18 protein-coding genes are annotated in these 19,380 nt (G+C 54.3%); 11 read left to right on the plus strand and 7 right to left on the minus strand.

Translation table 11 applies throughout. The annotated features are described in order from the left end of the window. Position 1: 1 nt before the first annotated feature. The 4 genes from xdhB to guaD form a co-directional block, all read right to left on the minus strand. Entirely contained in the window at positions 2–2,401 is a 2,400-nt protein-coding gene (gene xdhB, locus DXU84_RS08870) for a xanthine dehydrogenase molybdopterin binding subunit (protein WP_153375449.1), read from the minus strand. Further along, entirely contained in the window at positions 2,394–3,797 is a 1,404-nt protein-coding gene (gene xdhA / locus DXU84_RS08875) for a xanthine dehydrogenase small subunit (RefSeq protein ID WP_013575528.1), read from the minus strand. The genes xdhB and xdhA overlap by 8 nt, the downstream gene beginning before the upstream one ends. Positions 3,798–3,912: 115 nt before the next feature. Then, the gene (locus DXU84_RS08880) at positions 3,913–4,581 is read right to left on the minus strand and encodes a TetR family transcriptional regulator C-terminal domain-containing protein (protein ID WP_153375451.1); all 669 of its coding nucleotides are present in this window, start codon (positions 4,579–4,581) and stop codon (positions 3,913–3,915) included. Then, positions 4,578–5,930, minus strand: coding sequence for a guanine deaminase (gene guaD / locus DXU84_RS08885; protein ID WP_153375453.1), 1,353 nt, complete (start codon positions 5,928–5,930; stop codon positions 4,578–4,580). Before guaD ends, DXU84_RS08880 begins: the two co-directional genes overlap by 4 nt. A 266-nt stretch (positions 5,931–6,196) precedes the next feature. On the opposite strand from guaD, the gene DXU84_RS08890 reads away from it, so the two are divergent. Then, entirely contained in the window at positions 6,197–6,745 is a 549-nt protein-coding gene (locus tag DXU84_RS08890; protein ID WP_157962106.1) for a YopT-type cysteine protease domain-containing protein, read from the plus strand. Here the strand turns inward: DXU84_RS08890 and DXU84_RS08895 are convergent. Then, positions 6,714–7,886, minus strand: a complete 1,173-nt coding sequence (locus DXU84_RS08895; RefSeq protein WP_173362098.1) for an ROK family transcriptional regulator — start codon at positions 7,884–7,886, stop codon at positions 6,714–6,716. The genes DXU84_RS08890 and DXU84_RS08895 overlap by 32 nt on opposite strands. A gap of 542 nt (positions 7,887–8,428) precedes the next feature. Here DXU84_RS08895 and DXU84_RS08900 point away from each other — a divergent pair. From DXU84_RS08900 to ydfG, 7 genes are all read left to right on the plus strand, one after another. Continuing rightward, positions 8,429–9,679 (plus strand): extracellular solute-binding protein, encoded by a 1,251-nt coding sequence (locus DXU84_RS08900; RefSeq protein ID WP_153375455.1) that lies wholly within the window; start codon positions 8,429–8,431, stop codon positions 9,677–9,679. A gap of 60 nt (positions 9,680–9,739) precedes the next feature. Beyond that, positions 9,740–10,642 (plus strand): carbohydrate ABC transporter permease, encoded by a 903-nt coding sequence (locus tag DXU84_RS08905; protein WP_037034030.1) that lies wholly within the window; start codon positions 9,740–9,742, stop codon positions 10,640–10,642. Next, positions 10,639–11,478, plus strand: a complete 840-nt coding sequence (locus DXU84_RS08910; RefSeq protein WP_015689933.1) for a carbohydrate ABC transporter permease — start codon at positions 10,639–10,641, stop codon at positions 11,476–11,478. Before DXU84_RS08905 ends, DXU84_RS08910 begins: the two co-directional genes overlap by 4 nt. 26 nt (positions 11,479–11,504) lie before the next feature. Beyond that, on the plus strand, positions 11,505–12,458 hold the full coding sequence (locus DXU84_RS08915) for a carbohydrate kinase family protein (protein WP_119261645.1): 954 nt from the start codon (positions 11,505–11,507) through the stop codon (positions 12,456–12,458). Then, a complete protein-coding gene (locus tag DXU84_RS08920) occupies positions 12,459–13,553 on the plus strand; it encodes an ABC transporter ATP-binding protein (protein ID WP_013575536.1) in 1,095 nt (364 codons plus the stop codon). Positions 13,554–13,578: 25 nt separating this feature from the next. After that, positions 13,579–14,634 (plus strand): aldo/keto reductase, encoded by a 1,056-nt coding sequence (locus tag DXU84_RS08925; RefSeq protein ID WP_013575537.1) that lies wholly within the window; start codon positions 13,579–13,581, stop codon positions 14,632–14,634. Positions 14,635–14,760: 126 nt separating this feature from the next. Further along, positions 14,761–15,510 carry a bifunctional NADP-dependent 3-hydroxy acid dehydrogenase/3-hydroxypropionate dehydrogenase YdfG gene (gene ydfG / locus DXU84_RS08930; protein ID WP_112152274.1) on the plus strand — a complete coding sequence of 250 codons (750 nt, stop codon included), beginning with the start codon at positions 14,761–14,763 and terminating at the stop codon, positions 15,508–15,510. 127 nt (positions 15,511–15,637) lie between these two features. Here the strand turns inward: ydfG and DXU84_RS08935 are convergent, their stop codons facing one another. Beyond that, positions 15,638–16,933: an NCS2 family permease gene (locus DXU84_RS08935; protein ID WP_013575539.1), complete on the minus strand. Its 1,296-nt coding sequence runs from the start codon at positions 16,931–16,933 to the stop codon at positions 15,638–15,640. Between the two features lie 312 nt (positions 16,934–17,245). Here DXU84_RS08935 and DXU84_RS08940 point away from each other — a divergent pair, with 312 nt between their 5' ends. Further along, positions 17,246–18,151 (plus strand): LysR family transcriptional regulator, encoded by a 906-nt coding sequence (locus DXU84_RS08940; RefSeq protein ID WP_013575540.1) that lies wholly within the window; start codon positions 17,246–17,248, stop codon positions 18,149–18,151. A gap of 4 nt (positions 18,152–18,155) precedes the next feature. Here DXU84_RS08940 and DXU84_RS08945 read toward each other — a convergent pair whose 3' ends face one another. After that, entirely contained in the window at positions 18,156–18,482 is a 327-nt protein-coding gene (locus tag DXU84_RS08945) for a YnfA family protein (protein WP_015689934.1), read from the minus strand. Between the two features lie 132 nt (positions 18,483–18,614). Here DXU84_RS08945 and DXU84_RS08950 point away from each other — a divergent pair, with 132 nt between their 5' ends. Beyond that, complete coding sequence (locus DXU84_RS08950) at positions 18,615–18,983, plus strand: DUF1283 family protein (protein ID WP_037034037.1); 369 nt, start codon at positions 18,615–18,617, stop codon at positions 18,981–18,983. Positions 18,984–19,035: 52 nt separating this feature from the next. Further along, on the plus strand, positions 19,036–19,329 hold the full coding sequence (locus DXU84_RS08955) for a DUF1161 domain-containing protein (RefSeq protein ID WP_013575543.1): 294 nt from the start codon (positions 19,036–19,038) through the stop codon (positions 19,327–19,329). Positions 19,330–19,380: the final 51 nt, after the last annotated feature.

Here is a 19,380-nt window from a genome sequence, read left to right on the forward strand (position 1 = left end):
GTCAGCCGGCAATTTTTGCGCTAGCCATAGCGGAATAAGTGACAACGTCACCCTGAAAATGCATCTGATTTATGGCGTTAAGCACTCTTTCCGGCGTGGCAGGTGCATCAAGGTGCGGATGTACACGATAACCGGCCAGGCTGGCAACGGCATCTTTGATGGCACACCAGACGGATATCCCGAGCATAAACGGCGGTTCACCCACGGCTTTGGAATGGAAAACGGTATCTTCCGGATTCTTACGGTTCTCCACCAGTTTCACGCGCAGATCCTGCGGAATATCGCCAATTGCCGGAATTTTATACGCCGCCGGACCACTGGTCATTAAGCGCCCTTTGTCATTCCACACCAGCTCCTCCGTGGTCAGCCAGCCCATGCCCTGCACGAATCCGCCTTCCACCTGACCGATATCAATCGCCGGATTCAGTGAGTCGCCGACGTCATGCAGAATGTCTGCCCGCAACAGCCTGTATTCACCGGTCAGCGTATCGACCAATACTTCCGCGCAAGCCGCGCCGTAGGAGAAATAATAAAACGGATGCCCGGCGGCTTTACTGCGGTCATAGAAAATCTTCGGTGTTTTGTAATAGCCGGTGCTGGACAGCGGCACCTGATTCAGCCAGCACTGGGTCGCCACCTGTTCAAAACTGAAATACTGATTTTTAACGCGCACCTGACCGTTGCTGAAGGTGATGTCAGTTTCCTGTGCATCATGAACACGCATCAGCATCTCAACCATGCGCCCTTTGATGATTTCTGCCGCGTTTTGCGCCGCTTTACCGTTCAGGTCAGCGCCGGATGACGCTGCCGTCGGCGAGGTATTGGGCACTTTACCGGTATCAGTCGCGGTGATCTGAATCCGGGTGATATCCACCTGAAACACCTCAGCCACCACCTGCGCGACCTTGGTATTCAGCCCCTGTCCCATCTCTGTGCCACCGTGATTGAGCTGAATACTGCCGTCGGTATAGACCAGCACCAGCGCGCCTGCCTGATTGAGGAAACTGGCGGTGAAGGAGATACCAAATTTTACCGGCGTCAGCGCCAGCCCCTTTTTCAGATAAGGGTTGCTGCGGTTAAATTTCGTGACAGCGTCACGTCTTGCGGTGTATTCCGCACTATCTTCCAGTTGCTGCGTCATCTCCTGCAACAGGTTTTGCCCGACGGGCTGGTGATAATGCGTAACGTTGCGGGCTTCCTGACCGTAGTAATTATTTTTGCGTACCGTCAGCGGATCCAGACCCAGTTCGCGGGCAATATGATCAACGATGTGCTCAATCGCCACAATGCCCTGCGGGCCGCCAAATCCGCGGTAAGCGGTGTTCGACGCCAGATGAGTTTTACAGCGATAACCGGTGATCAGCGCATCGCCGAGGTAATAGGCGTTATCGGAATGGAACATGGCGCGATCGACGATAGAACCGGAGAGATCCAGCGAATAACCGCAGTTGGCCGCCAGTTTAATGTCGATACCGTGAATGACGCCGTCATCGGTAAACCCTACGTCATAGCTGACATGAAACGGATGGCGCTTGCCGGTGATCAGCATGTCATCCTGACGCGACAGCCGCATTTTTGCCGGACGTCCGGTCAGATGCGCCGCCAGCGCGGCAAGGCAGGCTGCACCAGCGGCCTGCGTCTCTTTGCCGCCAAAACCACCGCCCATGCGTCGCATATCAACCACGACTTTGTGCATCGGCAAATCCAGCACCGAGGCCACCAGTTTCTGCACTTCTGTCGGATGCTGTGTCGAGCTGTATACCAGCATCGCGCCGTCTTCGCCGGGCATCACTGAGGCAATCTGCGTCTCGAGATAAAAATGCTCCTGGCCGCCAATTTCCAGTTCGCCCTGTAAACGGTGCGGCGCACAGGCCAGCGCCATCTCAGCGTCACCGCGTTTATGCTGATGCGGTTCTTCGACGTAATGTTCCAGCGCCAGCGCCTGTTTTACCGTCAGCACCGCGTCACGCGGCTGATACTCCACTTTCGCCAGCGCCACCGCCGCCCGGGCGGCTTCCATTGAGGTTGCCGCCACCACCAGCACAATCTGGCCGACATACTGCACTGTGCCCTGCGCCATCAGCGGATCACCATGGGTCAGCGGCGCAATGTCCAGATTGCCGGGCACATCCTGTGCAGTCATCACCCGCACCACACCCGGTACGGCGTAACAAGGTTCGGTATCAATATGCAAAATGTCAGCATGCGCATGAGGGCTGAGCAGCGGCACCAGATGCAGCTGACGGGGGAATTCCAGCCGGTCATCGATATACACCGCTTCACCGCTGACATGTTTCTCCGCGCTTTCATGTTTCTGGCTTTTGCCCACGCCGCTCTGCAACCCCGTGCGGAACAACGCTTCCATCTCAGCCTGAGAAAGTGATGGTTTCGATTCAGACATAATGTGTTACCCGCATCAGTGTTTCAGGAGAAGTCATTTCGATATGGCAGCGGCGCAGCAGATTTTTCGCCACCTGCATGCGGTATTCCCGGCTGGCACGAAAATCACTGATTGGCGTGAAATCCAGTTCCAGCGCCTGACAGGCCCGCTCGACAGTTGCCGTCTGCCACGGCTGACCAAGTAATTGCGCCTCACAGCCGCTGGCCCGTTTCGCCACTTCCGCCATGCCGCCAAACGCCACGCGTGCATGCACCACCACGCCATTTAGCACTTCAATATGCAACGCCGCGCAGACCGCAGAAATATCGTCCTCCAGCCGTTTCGACACTTTATAAACCCGTAACTGGCGTGCCGCCGGGGTATTGCGGGGAATGCGGATTTGTTCAATAAATTCGCCCGGCTGCAACGCAGTTTTGCGATAACCGAGGAAGAACTGATCCAGCGGTAACTCCCGTTGTTCAGCGCCACGCCGCAGCAGCAGCGAAGCGCCGAGCGCCAGCAACACCGGCCCGCCGTCACCGATTGGCGAAGCGTTGGCGATATTGCCGCCGAAGGTCCCCTGGTTGCGAATTTGTTGTGATGCAAACCGTTCGAGCAGTTCGCCAAACGCCGGGAACTCTTCATGTAAAAACGGCATACAGGCGCTGAGCGGCGCGGCGGCGCCAATATGAATAGCCTGACCGGTCAGCGTAATTGCCTTGAGTTCGGGAATATGACTCAGCGAAATCAGCTTCGGCAGGCGCTGATAACGTTGTGTGACTTCCAGCGCCAGATCGGTACCGCCTGCCACCAGACGGGAATCCGGGCACGCAAGATAACGTCCGGCCAGTTCATCAATAGTCACCGGCTGTTCAGTCGCGGATATCGCGGCGAGTTTTTCCAGCGTTTGCCGGGCATCAGCATCAAACTGATCGGCCTGCGGGGCTTCACAAATGGCTTTCGCTGCATCCATGATTGGCCGGTAACCCGTGCAGCGGCAAAGATTGCCGGAAAGGGTTTCCTGCACGCCTTCAACCGTAAAAACAGGTTTATTTTTTTCCATCGCAAACAGTGACATCACAAAACCCGGCGTGCAGAAACCGCATTGCGAAGCGTGATTATCCACCATCGCCTGCTGTACATGATGAAGCTCGCCGCGATGTTTCAGATCTTCAACCGTAATAAGCTGTTTGCCATGCACCGCAGGCATAAACGTCAGGCAGGCGTTGACCGTGCGGTATTGCAGTTGCTCACCCTGCTTTTCTGCCAGCACCACCGTACAGGCGCCGCAGTCACCGGAGGCACAGCCTTCTTTGGTACCACAGCGCCCTGCATCGCGGCGCAGATATTGTAATACCGTCGTGTCAGCGGGCAGATTTTCCGTGTGGATCCTGCCGTTCATCAGAAATTGGATCATGATCATATCCTTCAAAAATCACTGGTTTGCTCCCTCCCCTGCGAAGGGGAGGGTTGGGGTGGGGTTTTAAAGCAAAATCAAAAAGTTGATGTATGCTTTGACTGGGAGTTTGCCCTTAATACCCCCTCCCGGCCTCCCCCTTCGCAGGGGGAGGAGCAAAGGCTTTACAGCCATTCAGAATCAGTGTCGTAACCTCACCAATAATGTGTTCACGCGCCTGTTCATCGCCGTCGAAATTGCCGTACATATGCTTCACCTGCACCGCAAAATCGGCGTAATACTGCGTCACCGCCCAGATATGCATGATGAAAAGACGGGCATCCAGCGCACGGATTTTCCCCTGCTCAATCCACTGATGGATCAGGTTCTCTTTGCCGGTGATATTCTGCGTGGCCAGCGGCCAGTATTTATGCAGATAGTGACCGCCGCCGAGCACCTCACTGGTGAAAATGCGCGACAGTTGCGGCTGATCGAACGAGAAATTCAGCTTATTGCGGATATAACGGCTGAGCACCGCCTCGGGTTCGCTGAGGGACGGGTCGAACTGAATGATATCGCCCCAGACTTTCAGCACTTTCTGCAAGAGCTCTTCGTACAACTCTTCTTTGCCCGCGATGTAGTAATGCAACTGGGCTTTTTTGATCCCGGCGCGCTGAGCAATGGCCTGAGTGGTTGCCCCCTGAAAACCTTTTTCACTGAATTCTGCAATGGCCGCCGCGTGGATATTTTCCAGGGTGCGTTCACGCGCAAGGCGGACTTTGCCGCCGGTATCACTGTTCATCATGCTGAGAGTTCCTCCCGCTGAGCATCCCGTACATACGCCGGTTCGCCGTCAACGTAGGTGCAATACACATTGCGGTCATCACCCAGCGTCATCAGCACAAACAGCTTTTCAGCCAGCGTTTTACTGTTGGTGGCACGTAATTTTTGCAGCGCACTGACACCCGGTTCGAGCACCACAAAATCAGCCTCTTTACCGGTACTAAAGTTGCCGATTTTATCGTCGAGGTGCAGCGCCCGTGCGCCGCCGAGTGTGGCGTGATAGAAGGCTTCGAATGCAGATAAACGGTAACGCTGCAGTTGTCCGACTTTGTAGGCTTCTGACAGCGTTTCCAGCATGTTGAAGGTGGTGCCCGCACCGACGTCCGTGCCCATGCCGACGCGAATTTGTTTCTGCCAGGATTTCTGCAAATTAAACAGACCGCTGCCCAGAAACAGATTAGACGTCGGGCAAAAAGCGATAGTCGAATCGGTGTCGTGCAGGCAATCCCATTCACTGTCATCCAGATGCAGACAGTGTGCAAACACGCAACGTTCGCCGGTCAGTCCGTACTGATGATAAACGTCGAGATAATGCTGATGTTCAGGGTGCATTTCTTTCACCCAGGAGAGTTCGGCGACGTTTTCGCTCAGATGGGTATGCATGTACACGTCGGGGAATTCCTGCTTAAGCAACCGCACTTTTTGCAGCAGTTCAGGCGAAGATGTCGGCGCAAAACGCGGCGTCAGCGCATAGCTCAGACGCTGGCGGTTATGCCAGCGCGCAATCAGCCCGCGCGTGTCGCGTTCACTTTCTTCAGGGGTTTCCAGCAGGGCGTCGGGGGCGTTTTTGTCCATCATCACTTTGCCCGCCACCAGCCGCATATTGATGTCGGAGGCTTCTTTAAACAGGGCATCGACGGACTGCGGATGAACGGTGCCAAACACCAGCGCCGTGGTGGTCCCGTTAAGCAGCAACTGACTGATGAAGAATTTCGACATGCGCCTGGCGTAATCCGCGCAGTGATATTGTTGTTCGGTCGGGAAGGTATAGCGCGTCAGCCATTCGAGCAACTGCTCGCCGTACGCGCCGATCATTTCGGTCTGCGGATAGTGAATATGCGTATCGACAAAGCCCGGGACGATCAGCTTGTCGCGATAATCATCAATTTCCAGAACAGCGGTTTTACGTGCCTGCGCCAGCTTGCCCTCACCTTCCTGCCAGCTTCCCAGCCAGATGATTGTGCCGCCGCTGAGCAACATCAGGCCGTCTTCGATATAACGCACCTGCGCTTCTAAATCTTCCGGCCGTAATACCGGCTCGCGGATATCGAAGAAATTTCCGCGGACGGCGCGGGTGATGATCTGACTCATGGCATTGTCCTTCTCTGCAACATTCTCGTTCACGATTGATAACAGAACATTTGCAAAGCTTATGCCAAATCTGACCAACCGGTCAGATCAAAGAGTCAGACCGGTTGGTTCGAAATTTCAATACCGGATCGAAAATAATTCATTTAGCTATGCCAGACATCTTCTGATGCGTGCGTGTGATAACATTTAGCCCCATCAGAAATCATTAATTAATCTCTATCTTTATGACTACAAAACACATGACATGTAATTTTCATCTTGACCAGATGGCATTTTTAAAAACACAAACCAGGGATATATCAGTTTCAGGTTATGGCGTATGTGCCGGGATGGTAAGTTCATGGATCCAGCATGAACTTTCTGAGAAACCTCAATCTTTTTTATTCTATAAAAACACTTATAACTTTATTTCCCGCCAACGCGCATTAACGTGTAAGTACCTGATATCTGGAAAAATAAACCTGGCTTTCAACAGCGACTTATTTTACCCGATAAGACAAGTTGATTTAAAAACAAATGATTTTCAGTCATTTGCAAGATCCACCATCAGGGGTGTTTTCAGTATCGTTGTTTATTCAAAAAATGGTTACTCACACTGCATTGGCATGAGCATACATAAAGGGACTTATAAAATATTTGACCCCAATCTGGGTGAGTTTGAGATAACAAAAAGCAGAAGTTTTTCTTCTTTTATTTGTCAGGACTGGATATCAAAAAAATATCCCCCTTCACGCACACCCTATTTGCAGATAACACAATATAAATCAAAGCACTTAAACATCACTACTTCAACAGCACTTCATATTGCGGATTGAATTCATCAAATATTGGCAACGCGGCAGCACCGAGCGCGGGTGTGTCGCTGCCGGACATCCCGAGGCGAATGCGTGCACTCTGCGCGTACCGGCTGCGCACCGAATTATACAGGGGCGTCAGGCGCTTAATCAGCTTTTCCACCAATGGTTTAGGCATGGTGCCGCCGATAATCACGCTCTGCGCATCGAACACGCATTCCATAATATTGATGGCCTGCAGTGCCGGTTCGACGGCAGTATCGAGCCATTTATCGAACACTTTTTCATCGACTTTCAGCAGATCTTCGGGCATGGCCGACATCGGATCCAGTCCGCAGGCTTCATACGCCGCCTGCAAAGAAACATAACGCTCGAGGCAGCCTTTGTTGCCGCAATAACATTCTCGCCCGCCCGGTTGCACCACAATGTGGCCGACTTCGCCCGCATTGTGTGCATGACCGGTGTAAATCCGTCCGTCGGTGAAGATGCCGGCACCCAGCCCGGTGCCGATATACAGATACACAAACGACGATAATTGCTTGGCCACACCGTGAAAACGCTCACCGATTGCGGCTACCGTCGCATCGTTTTCCAGCGTCACCGGCCAGCCGGTCGCGGCGCTTAAACGCGCTTCAATATCAATATTATCCCAGCCGTGCAACGTGGTCGGCCCTTGTGAGGAAATGCCTTCTACGCCAAACGGCCCCGGCATCACCACACCCACGCCTAATATTTTTCGCCAGTCAATTTTCACCTGTTGGCGCATTTCTTGCAGAACCTGATCGATAAGAGCCAGCGTGGGCTCTGGCTGCGGTTTCTGTACATGGATCAGTTTGCGAAAGCGAACAGTTCCGGTCAGATCCACCAGCACAGTCAGCAGCGACTGATGATCAAGATGGATGCCTATTGAATAGGCGCTGTCAGGATTGAGTGTCAGTGGCGTTGCTGGCTGACCACGCCCTCCCGCACGGCGCGGCAGGTGGGAAGACAGGATACCCGCCTGCTCGAGTTCGGTGGCAATGTTGGAGACCGTTTGGGGGGTGAGCGACGTCAGCCGGGCGATTTCAGCGCGGGTCAGTTCACCGTTAAGGCGAATGGCTTCGATCACCACCCGACGATTGTGAGCACGGGCGTGCTCAAGATTGGTACCAGACGTTGTTATCACATCCCTCTCCACGGTGAAGACCTTGCGGGCAGTATGTGGCCAGTGATTACAGCAATCAAATTGATTTTATTAACCCGTCATACTTCGTATTGCAGATGCGTTGGTTGCGCGCACTCACCCCGGTCACATAGGTATCTATGCTCCTGGGATTCGTGCCTTACCGCCTTCCTGCAACCCGAATTATTTAGGGTTAACCTGGGATGATATGAATATGACGGTGGCATCACAGCTTTGAATGTTATTGCCATGTTAATAATAATCGCCAGTCATTATTTAGATTTGAATCATCCGTGTAGCACACGTTTTATACCCAAGATAATTCGGGTTGCAGAAAGGCGGCAAGCGAGTGAATCCCGATGAGCTGACATAAGTCAGTGATTCGGGTGATGGAGCGTAGCCAACGCATCAGCAGCCCGAAGTATGAAGGGTAAATCCGGCAGGGACGCAGGGACTGGCAGAGTTATGCCTTCCCATTTTTTTTAGCCGATTAAAGCAATCAAATTGATTTAATAAACCTAACCCTGTTTCGGAGAATGACGATGAGCCTACGATTTACCCCTGCGGCCACCCTGTGCGCCCTCTCTGCCCTCACCCTGGGATATTCCGCCAGCGCGCTGGCCGATACGACGCTCAGTGCCTTATTTATGACTCAGGCGGCGTACAGCGAAGCGGATATCCGCGCAATGACCGCCGAGTTCACCAAACAGCATCCGGATATCAAAGTGAACCTGGAGTTTGTGCCATATGAAGCCCTGCACGACAAAATCGTCGCCGCACGCGGTGCCGGTGACAAAGGTTATGACGTGGTGCTGTTCGATGCGATCTGGCCTGCTGAATTTAACAAATACGGCCTGTTGCAGGATGTCACGGCGCGTATTCCGGCTGAAGAAAGCAATAAGATTTTTGACGGCGCGATTTCTACCGTGACCTACAAAGATAAACGCTGGGGGATGCCGTGGATCCTCGACACCAAATATCTGTATTACAACAAAGCCATGCTGGCCAAAGCCGGGATCACTACCCCGCCCGCCACCTGGGCTGATGTTGAAAAGCAATCTGAGATCCTGAAAGAAAAAGGCATCGTGAAATATCCGCTGGTCTGGAGCTGGTCACAATCCGAAGCGCTGTTGTGCGACTACACCACGCTGGTGTCGGCGTTCAAAGGGGATTTCTACAAAGACAGCAAGCTGAATTTCACCAATTCCGGCGCGATGAAAGCCATCAGCTACATGAAAGAGACGCTGGATAAAGGGCTGACTAACCCGAATTCGCGTGAATATCTGGAAGAAGATGTGCGTAAGTCGTTCTCCAACGGTGATGCGGCTTTCGCACTGAACTGGACCTACATGTACAACATGGCGAACGACCCGAAACAGAGCAAAGTCGCGGGTGACGTGGGGGTCATTCCGGCACCGGGTGAAACCGCAGGCGGCGCATCCGGCGTTAACGGGTCGATGGGATTGGGCATCGCCAAAGCCAGCGCACATCCGGACCAGGCATGGGAATACATCAGCTACATGACGTCGCAGCCAGTGCAGAACAAATACGCCAAACTGAGTCTGCCAATCTGGAAATCGTCTTATGAAGATCCGGCGGTGCAGAAAGATCAGGAGCAGTTGATCGCGGCGGCGAAAACCTCGCTGAATGTGATGTTGTCGCGCCCGGTTACAGCAGATTACTCCCGTCTGTCGAACATATTGCAGCAAAACATTCAGGCGGTATTGCAGGGTAAAACCCCGGCTCAGGATGGTATGGAAGCCGCAACCAAAGCCGCTGATCGTTTACGTTAAGTTTTAAAGCCAACACTATAATAGCCCGCCCGGTTCCGGCCGGACGGGCTGGGAAAAGATATGCTGACATTACCCCAACGCGAGAAACGTCAGGCCTGGTTGCTGCTTGCGCCCATGCTTCTGATGATGTTCTTACTGACCGCCTGGCCGCTCGCCCGCACGTTGTGGCTCAGCTTTACGGATGCCGGGTTAATCGGCGACGGTTCTGCGCCCAACTGGGTGGGGAGCGAGAATTTCATCTATGCGCTGACGGATCCGGATTTTCGCGCCGCACTCTGGCGGACGCTCTATTTCACTGTCGTCTCAGTGGTTATTGAAGGCATCATCGGCGTGCTGGTCGCGCTGTTGCTGAACCAGCCGTTTTGGGGACGCAGCGCTCTGCGCGTGCTGGTGATTCTGCCATGGGCATTGCCGACTATCGTCAACGCCACCCTGTGGCGGCTGAACTTTAATCCCGATTACGGCAGCATTAACGCCCTGCTTTCTCAGCTCGGGCTGATTGACGCCTACCGTAGCTGGCTCGGCGATCCGTCTTCGGCGATCAATGCCGTGATGTTCGCGGATATCTGGAAAAACTATCCGCTGATCACCCTGCTGGTGCTGGCGGCGCTGCAAACCATTCCGGAAGATTTATTCGAAGCAGCACGGCTCGACGGCGCATCGGCTTTCCGCCGTTTTCGTAAAATCACCTTACCGGCGATTGCCGCACCGCTGGCCGTCGCGCTTGTCCTGCGCACCATCGACGCCTTCAAAATCTTCGACATCATTTATGTCATGACCCGTGGCGGGCCGCTCGACAGCACCAAAACCGTCAGTTTCTTTGTCTATCAGGAATCGTTCAGTTATCTGCGCGCTGGCAGCGGTGCTGCGTACGCGATACTCATGACGCTGATCTGCGCACTGCTGATCATGATTTACATGGTGATGTTACTGCGTCAGCGCCGTTCAGGGAGCAGCGAATGAAACAAAAAATCCGGCTCGTTTTACGTTACTTTGCGGCGCTGATGGTGGCCATTTCGATTCTTGCCCCGCTGCTGTGGATGTTCCTGATGAGCGTCAGCTCGGCGGAAGATCTGACCCGCATTCCGCTGGAATGGCTGCCGCGCCACTGGGATTTCAACCGTTATACCCGCCTGCTGACCTTACAGGCCGGAACGCCCGGTGCGCTGTTCCTGCATGCGCTCGGCAACAGTGTGCTGGTCGCCTGTGGTGCCACACTGGTGTCGTTGATGCTGGCGATACCGGCGGCCTATAGCTTCTCGCGCTATCCCGGTCGCGACGGCTGGCTGTTTGGCAGCCTGGCGATTTACATGGTTCCGCCGGTGGCGTTTGTGCTGCCGCTGTATTTCATCCTGCAACAGCTTGCGCTGCTCAATACCCATCTCGGGCTGATTCTGGTGTATTGCTCGATGATCCTGCCGTTCCTCACCTGGATGCTGAAAAACCAATTTGACGCGCTGCCGGTGGATATCGAACAGGCATCGCGTCTCGACGGGCTGCGTTACTGGCAAGTATTGCTGCGCATCACCCTGCCGCTGGCAAAACCGGCGCTGGGTGCATCGGCGATGTTTGGCTGGTTGCTGGCCTGGGATGAATTTTTCTACGCCCTGCTGTTTACCAACAATATCGACGCCCAGACGCTGCCGGTCACCATCGCCGGATTCACCGCCGGGCGCGCCACTGACGACGGTCTGATTGCCGCTGTCGGGATCCTTGCGGCCATTCCGCCGCTCTTTATTGCGCTCTGGCTGCAAAAAACCATGGTCAGCGGGTTGACCGCCGGCGGCAGCAAGGGCTGAAAATGAACATCAGGGAAACCTCATCAATGACAACAAAACCTCTGACCCGCGCCACGCTGTATGTGACGGGCAATATCAACGTGGATTTGATCATGAGCACGTTGCACGAATGGCCGAAAAAAGGCACGGAAGCGATGCTCGAAAGCAGTTCACTGCGCCCCGGCGGGTCGGCGGGAAACTGCGCGCTGGCACTCTCTGCGCTCGGTTCCCCTTTTCGTCTGGTGGCAAATCAGGGCAATGACCAGTTCAGCGGCTGGCTGGCAGGTATGTTCCCGGAAAGCGCCTCACGCTGGCCGACCTGCGATTGCGAAACCTCGCTGACCTTTGGTGTGACACATCCTGATCACGAAAGAACATTTTTCAGTAATCAGGGGCATATTGTGCGCCTGTCCATGCAGGACGTTCTGGGGCAAATCCCTGAAACGGCACAGGCCGGAGACTGGGTATTGCTGTGCGGCACCTGGCTGTGTACCGCGCTTTACACTGACTATCCGCAACTGCTGGCAGCGCTGAAACAGCGTGGTTATCAGGTGGCTGTCGACAGTGGCTGGCCGCCGGAAGACTGGAGCGATGCGTTGCGTGAACAGGCGGCAAAATGGCTGCCATTCTGCGATGCGCTGCTGCTCAATGAAGTCGAAACACTCGGGCTGGCCGACGCCACCACACTGGACGCCGCCGCGCTGACGTTGCTGGAGCAGATGGCGGACAACGCCTTTTGCGTGGCGAAATGCGGGCCGGAGGGGGCGCGTCTGTGGGCCAAAAATCTGACGCTGCATCAGCACGCCGAACCGGTCGGGGTGGTCGATACCATCGGTGCCGGAGACAGTTTTAATGCCGGGTTTTTATCCGCGCTGATTTATGGCCTGCCGCCTGCCACGGCGCTGCAATGGGGGGTTCGCGTTGCCGGTTGTGCTATCAGCAGTTCCCCGCGCCGTTACCCTGACTGGCAATCACTTTTTGGCCTTGTGGAGAAAATCTAAATGGCTCTGGTAGAACTGGTAAAAGTCGCCAAACATTATGGCAAAGTGCAGGTGCTGAAACCGCTGGATCTGACCATCCCTGACGGCAGTTTCACCGTGCTGGTCGGCCCCTCGGGCTGTGGAAAATCCACCTTACTTCGCCTGCTGGCCGGGCTGGAATCCCTGTCTGACGGCGACATTCTGCTCGATAAACAGCAGATCAATAATTTTGACCCCGCCGATCGTGATATTGCGATGGTATTCCAGAGTTACGCACTGTATCCGCATCTTACCGTGGCCGAAAACATGGCGTTCCACATGCAGGTGAAGAAGGTGCCGAAAGCCGAACAACAGGCCAAAGTGCTACAGGCCGCAAAAGTGCTGGGTATCGATCACTTACTGAAACGCCTGCCGAAAGATTTGTCCGGCGGCCAGCGCCAGCGTGTGGCGATGGGTCGTGCGCTGGTGCGTAATCCAAAAGTGTTTCTGTTCGATGAGCCCCTTTCCAACCTCGATGCCCAGTTACGTATGGAACTGCGCGCAGAAATCAAATCGCTGCATCAGCAGTTCCGCACCACCACGGTATATGTGACCCATGATCAAATCGAAGCCATGACGCTGGCCGATAATATCGTGGTGATGAAAGACGGTTTTATCGTACAACAGGGCGACCCGTTGTCGATTTACGACAAGCCGGTAAATACCTTTGTGGCGCGTTTTATCGGTTCACCGCCCATGAATCTGCTCAGCGGCGTCTTCCGCAATATTGACGGTCAGCCAGGTGTGAACTGTAATCAGTTGTGGTTTGCACTGCCGGAGAAGTGGGCATTGCAGGCGCGGCACGCTGAGGGAGAACCCGTCACGCTCGGCCTGCGTCCGCACGATTTAAAACCGGCAGAGCACAGTACCCAACCTGCCGCCACATTACGGTTGCTGGAAGTGACCGGAGAAAGCAGCCTGTTGCACATCGACTGGTGCGGTTTCCCGCTGCACGTTCAGTTCGCCGGACGCGCCCGTATCAGCGCCAGTCAGCCGCTGTATCTCGATGCCAACCGCGAGGCGATCCATCTGTTTGATGCCCAGACCGGTGAACGGCTGGCAGAGGATCTGCGGTAAAAATGACTCTCAATGGAGATAAACTATGGAATACCGTCTGTTAGGCCGGTCTGGCCTGAAAGTTTCAGTTCTCAGCCTGGGTACCATGACGTTTGGTGGTCAGGGGAAATTTGCCAAAACCGGGCAAACTGACGTTGAGGCCGCACAACGTCAGACAGGATTATGTCTTGATGCCGGGATTAATCTGTTCGATACCGCCGATGTCTATTCTGGCGGTGAATCGGAAGTGATCCTCGGTAAAGCACTGGGCAACAAACGTCACGACGTTCTGGTGGCCAGTAAAGCCCGCTTTCCAATGGGTGAAGGCCCGAATGACCGTGGTTCGTCCCGTCATCATATTCTGCGCGCTTGTGAAGCCAGCCTGAAACGTCTGAACACGGATTATCTGGATTTATATCAGTTGCATGAATGGGACGGCCTGACGCCACTGGAAGAAACGCTGCGGGCGCTCGACGATCTGGTCAGCAGTGGCAAAGTGCGTTACGTCGGTATCTCTAACTTCTCCGCCTGGCACGTGATGAAAACGCTGGGCGTGGCCGACGCTAACCACTACATCCGCCCGGTCAGTCAGCAAATCCATTACACCCTGCAGGCGCGTGAAGCTGAATATGAGTTGCTGCCCGCCGCGCAGGATCAGGGGCTGGGCGTGCTGGTCTGGAGCCCGCTGGCAGGCGGCCTGCTTTCCGGTAAATATCGCCGCAATCAGGCGGCACCGGAAGGCACCCGTCATCTGGCCGACTGGGGCGAACCGCCGGTGCGTGATGAAAGTGCGCTGTACGACGTGGTCGATGTGCTGGTGGACATCGCCGAAGCCCGTGGCGTTTCTGCGGCACAGATTGCGCTGGCCTGGCTGATTGCCCGTCCGCAGGTGACCTCGGTGATTGTCGGGGCGCGCAACGACACGCAGTTGCAGGATAATCTGCTCGCCGCTGATTTAACCCTCAATAACGAAGAAATTGAACGACTTAATCAGGTCAGCCAGTTACCTTTGTTGTATCCTTACTGGCATCAGGCGCAGACCGCACCGGATCGCTTGTCTGTAGCGGATTTATCGCTGATCGCGCCCTATCTGAAAAAGTAACTGCAACAAAATGATACGCACTGAGACCGGTTGACTATGCCGGTCTCGTTATTTTTGTGTTAATACTTAAAGAGTTTCTTTAGTGGGCCTCGTGCACACCTTGCTTAAAAACTGAGGAATACCGGGATGATTATTTTTGTTACCGGCGCAACTGCCGGATTTGGTGCTGAAATCGCACGTAAATTTGTTAAAGAAGGCCATAAAGTGATTGCTACCGGTCGCCGTAAAGAGCGTCTGGATGACCTGAAAGCCGAACTGGGAGACGCGCTGTACGCTGTTGAACTGGACGTGACTAACCGGGCTTCTATTGAAGAAGCTATTGCCAGCCTGCCTGCTGACTGGCGTAACATTGATGTTCTGGTTAACAACGCCGGTCTGGCACTCGGTCTGGAAAAAGCGGATAAAGCCTCGCTGGAAGACTGGGACAAAATGATCGACACCAACACCAAAGGGCTGGTGTACATGACACGCGCCGTGTTGCCGGGCATGGTTGAACGCAACACCGGGCATGTGATAAACATCGGTTCCACCGCAGGCAACTGGCCATACGCAGGCGGCAACGTGTATGGCGCGACCAAAGCGTTTGTGCGTCAGTTCAGTCTGAACCTGCGCACCGACCTGCATGGCACCCACGTTCGCGTCACCAATATCGAGCCGGGCCTGTGCGGTGGTACTGAATTCTCCAGCGTGCGCTTTAAAGGCGACGACGAGAAAGTCAGTAAAACCTACGATAACACTAATCCGCTCACCGCAGCCGATGTAGCCGAATCCGTATTCTGGGTATCCACCCTGCCGGCACACGTCAACATCAACAGCATCGAAATGATGCCGGTCAGCCAGTCTCTCGCCGGTTTGCAGGTACATCGCGAAGGGTAATATTGCGCCCTGACTGACACGAAAAGCAGCTCCGGCTGCTTTTTTATTATCTGCCTTTTATCAGTGCGCACAAAAAAGGCGCGGCAACCTGCCCGCGCCTTTCCGACATCCGGCAACCGAAAACGTATTACGCGCTCAGCCAGCCCAGTTTAATCACAAACAGAATCGACAAGACGATAAGCGCAGAATTCAGCTCACGCCAGCGACCGGTCAGCAGTTTTGCCAGCGTCCAGGTGATGAAACCAAATGCGATACCGTTGGCGATGGAATACGTGAACGGCATGGTCAGCGCAGTCACGGTAACAGGCGCTGCCACGGTGATGTCTTTCCAGTCGATTTCAGCCAGGCCAGACGTCATCAGAACCGCGATGAACAACAGAGCCGGAGCCGTTGCGAAGGCCGGAACGCTGCCTGCCAGCGGAGCGAAGAACAGGCTCAGCAGGAACAGAATAGCCACCACAATCGCCGTCAGACCGGTACGCCCGCCAGCGCTCACGCCTGCTGCGGATTCGATGTAGCTGGTGGTGGTTGAGGTGCCGAGCAGTGAACCGAACAACGCCGCCGCACTGTCAGCGACCAGCGCACGGCCCATTTTCGGGATATTGCCGTCTTCATCCGCCAGCCCTGCGCGTTTGGTCACGCCAATCAGGGTGCCGGAGTTGTCGAACACATCCACGAACAGGAACGCGAACACCACGCTAATCAGCGAAACGTTAAACGCGCCTTTGATGTCCAGTTGCATGAAGGTTGGCGCAATGGAAGGTGGCATCGACATTACGCCGCCAAACGGCGAATAACCCAGCGCAATCGCCAGAACGGTCACGGCCAGCACACCGATCAGCACCGCGCCGGTGATTTTACGCGCTTCCAGCACCACAATCAGAATGAAACCGAGCATCGCAAACAGCGGACCCGGCTTGGTCAGATCGCCCAGACCGACCAGCGTCGCCGGGTTAGCGATCACAATACCGGCATTTTCCAGCGCAATCAGCGCCAGGAATAAACCGATACCCGCCGCAATGGCCGAACGTAATGGCAGCGGAATACTGCGGATAATCCATTCGCGGATTTTAAAAATCGATAACGCGAAGAAAATACAGGCTGAAAGGAAAACGGCCCCCAGCGCGATCTGCCAGGTGTAACCCATATGCAGCACCACGGTGTAGGTGAAGAAGGCGTTTAACCCCATGCCCGGAGCCAGTGCGATCGGGTAGTTGGCGATAAAGCCCATCAGTGCGGAACCGATTGCGGCAGCAAGACAAGTAGCCACGAAAACCGAACCTTTATCCATCCCCGTCGCGCCCAAAATAGACGGGTTAACAAACAGAATGTAGGCCATTGCTAAAAATGTAGTGAGTCCAGCCACAATCTCAGTCCGCACGTTAGTACGGTGAGCTTTTAACTTAAATAGTTTTTCTAACATGAGAAGGAATCTCTTGGTCGCGTGATCACTTTCAGTCTGGTGATCAAAAATGCACGCTTGTTATTAGTGTTGTTTTTCAAAACACACGCACGCGCACCAGCAGAACGAACGCCACAATTCGTCCCACCATTATCCCGTGGAATACGGCACGCGAGCCTAAACGTGTTTTGACGAACCCTGTCATTGCCCGTTTTGCCTGTAAAACAACCTGAGGTGATTGTTTTACAAAGGGGCATCGCACAATCTAGGAAAAATGAGTGATGCAGTCCATAATAGTTATCTCACTTATTCACTGCATAAATTAGTACACCCATGTCGCCATTCTCCCGTTTTTCGCAATATTTTACCGAAGTCGCCCGAACAGGAAGTTTGCGCAAAGCGGCAGAAGTGCTGCACGTCTCGGCTTCAGCCATAAACCGGCAGATCCTGCAGGCTGAACAAACGCTGGAAACCCCGCTGTTTGAACGCTTACCGACAGGCCTGAAACTGACCTCAGCAGGCGAAATTTTATTCGATGACATCCGCCGCTGGCGGAAAGAATTTTCCCGCACCCGCGAACGTTTCGATGAAATTCAGGGACTGCGACGCGGGCATGTCACCATCTCTATGATTGCCGCTCTCAGCGAAGGGATGGTGGCGGAACTGATTGCCGACGTGGGCGCAGAACACCCTTACCTGACGTTTGATATCCGCATCGAAGACAGCCGGAACATCAGCGAACAGGTCAGTTCAGCGGAAGTGGATTTTGGATTGTTGCTCGATCCCGTCGAACATACCGGGCTGGAAGTACGCGCTTTTGCGGAATTACCCATCGGGATTGCGATGCCGGTGGGTCATAAACTGTCGCAGAAGGAATCGTTGTCGTTCAGTGACATCGCCTCCTACCGGCAGATCATTCCCTCCGAACCGCTGATGGTCAATGCCCGCGCCAGACTGCTGTATAACCGCTATCAGTTACTGGAAACGCCGTCGATCGTCTGTAATGACGTGCGCATGATGCGCGAACTTATCCGCAAAGGGGCCGGTGTCGGCGTGCTGAGTTTGTTAGATGTATTGCCAGATTTACAGGAAAAGCGACTGGCGTTTGTGCCGCTTCAGGGCCGCAGCGCCAAACCGCTGACGCTGGCGTTGTGCGTTGCCCCGCGCCGCCAGTTATCCCGCGCGGCGCAAATTGTGATTCAGAAAGTGATTGTGCTGATGGAAAGATTATCGCAATAGCCGTTCACGCCGTTTTCCAGCCAGAAATGATGATCAGCATCCCCGCCAGTGCCACACATGCGCCCAGCCAGTCGGTGGCGCTGAGCTTCACGCCATCGACAAACCGCAGCCACAGCATGGCGGTCATGACATAGACCCCGCCGTAAGCCGCATACACCCTGCCGCTTGCCGCCGGATGCAATGTCAGCAACCAGACAAACGCCGCCAGGCTGAGCGCCCCGGGTAATAAAAGCAGCACATTTGCCCCTTTGCGCAGCCAGAGATAAGGTAAAAAGCAGCCAATGATTTCTGCCAGTGCGGTCGCAAAGAACAGTAAAGACGTTTTGAGCATAATTGGGCCAGGTTTACAGTCCGAAGTTCAATAAGATATCAACCAGTTTACCGGCAGAGGGTGACGTCATTCGGCCGGATGTTATAATGCAATTATTCGCCTGAGCGATGTGTAAATTAAAAGGATGAGCTGATGAATACAACGTTTAAATCCCGACTGACCCGCAGCATTCTGCCTGTGGCTTTGCTGGCTATAACCGCCAGCTGGCAGGCGCCTGCACTCGCGGCCACCAATTGTGCGGGCGGAACCTGTGTCTTTGGCGGTACCGGCAATGATGCCATGACCAACGAAGAAGCACGTCAGAGCAAAGAGCAATGGAATGAAACCCAACGCCTGCGCGCCATGAAAAACCAGCGTAACGAGAAAGACTTCTCCAAATACGACAATTCGATTGATCTGCGCGACAAGTGTCAGGCCAGCCAAAACATCAATGCGTACTGGGAACCGAACACTGAGCGCTGCCTTGACCGTCGTAATGGCCGTCAGTTACTGGCTCCGTAAATCCTATCTGCTAGACTCATAAGTACACTGGTTTTCATAAAAGGAATGAATGATGAAAAAGACACTTTTAGCGGGTCTTGCTGTCGTTATGTTCGCACCGCTGATGGCACAGGCTTCCTGTGAAAGCGTAAAAGCTGACATTACCCAGAAAATCGTGGCAAACGGCTTGCCTGAATCAGGGTTTAAACTCGATATCGTGCCAAATGATCAGGCCGATCAGGCTGGCGGGCAGGTCGTGGGCCACTGCGGCAATGACAGTCAGAAGATTGTGTATACCAAAACCGCCGATGCGGGTGACAGTTCAGCGGCAAGTCCTAAGACCGGGACCAGCCAGGATTCACAGTAATATTCGCGGTGATGTCGGAGCGGATATCACCGGCGGTTTATCACTTGCAGT

Origin of the sequence: Rahnella sp. RcJ3, from assembly GCF_009498575.1 — a bacterium.
GTDB lineage: Bacteria > Pseudomonadota > Gammaproteobacteria > Enterobacterales > Enterobacteriaceae > Rahnella > Rahnella aceris.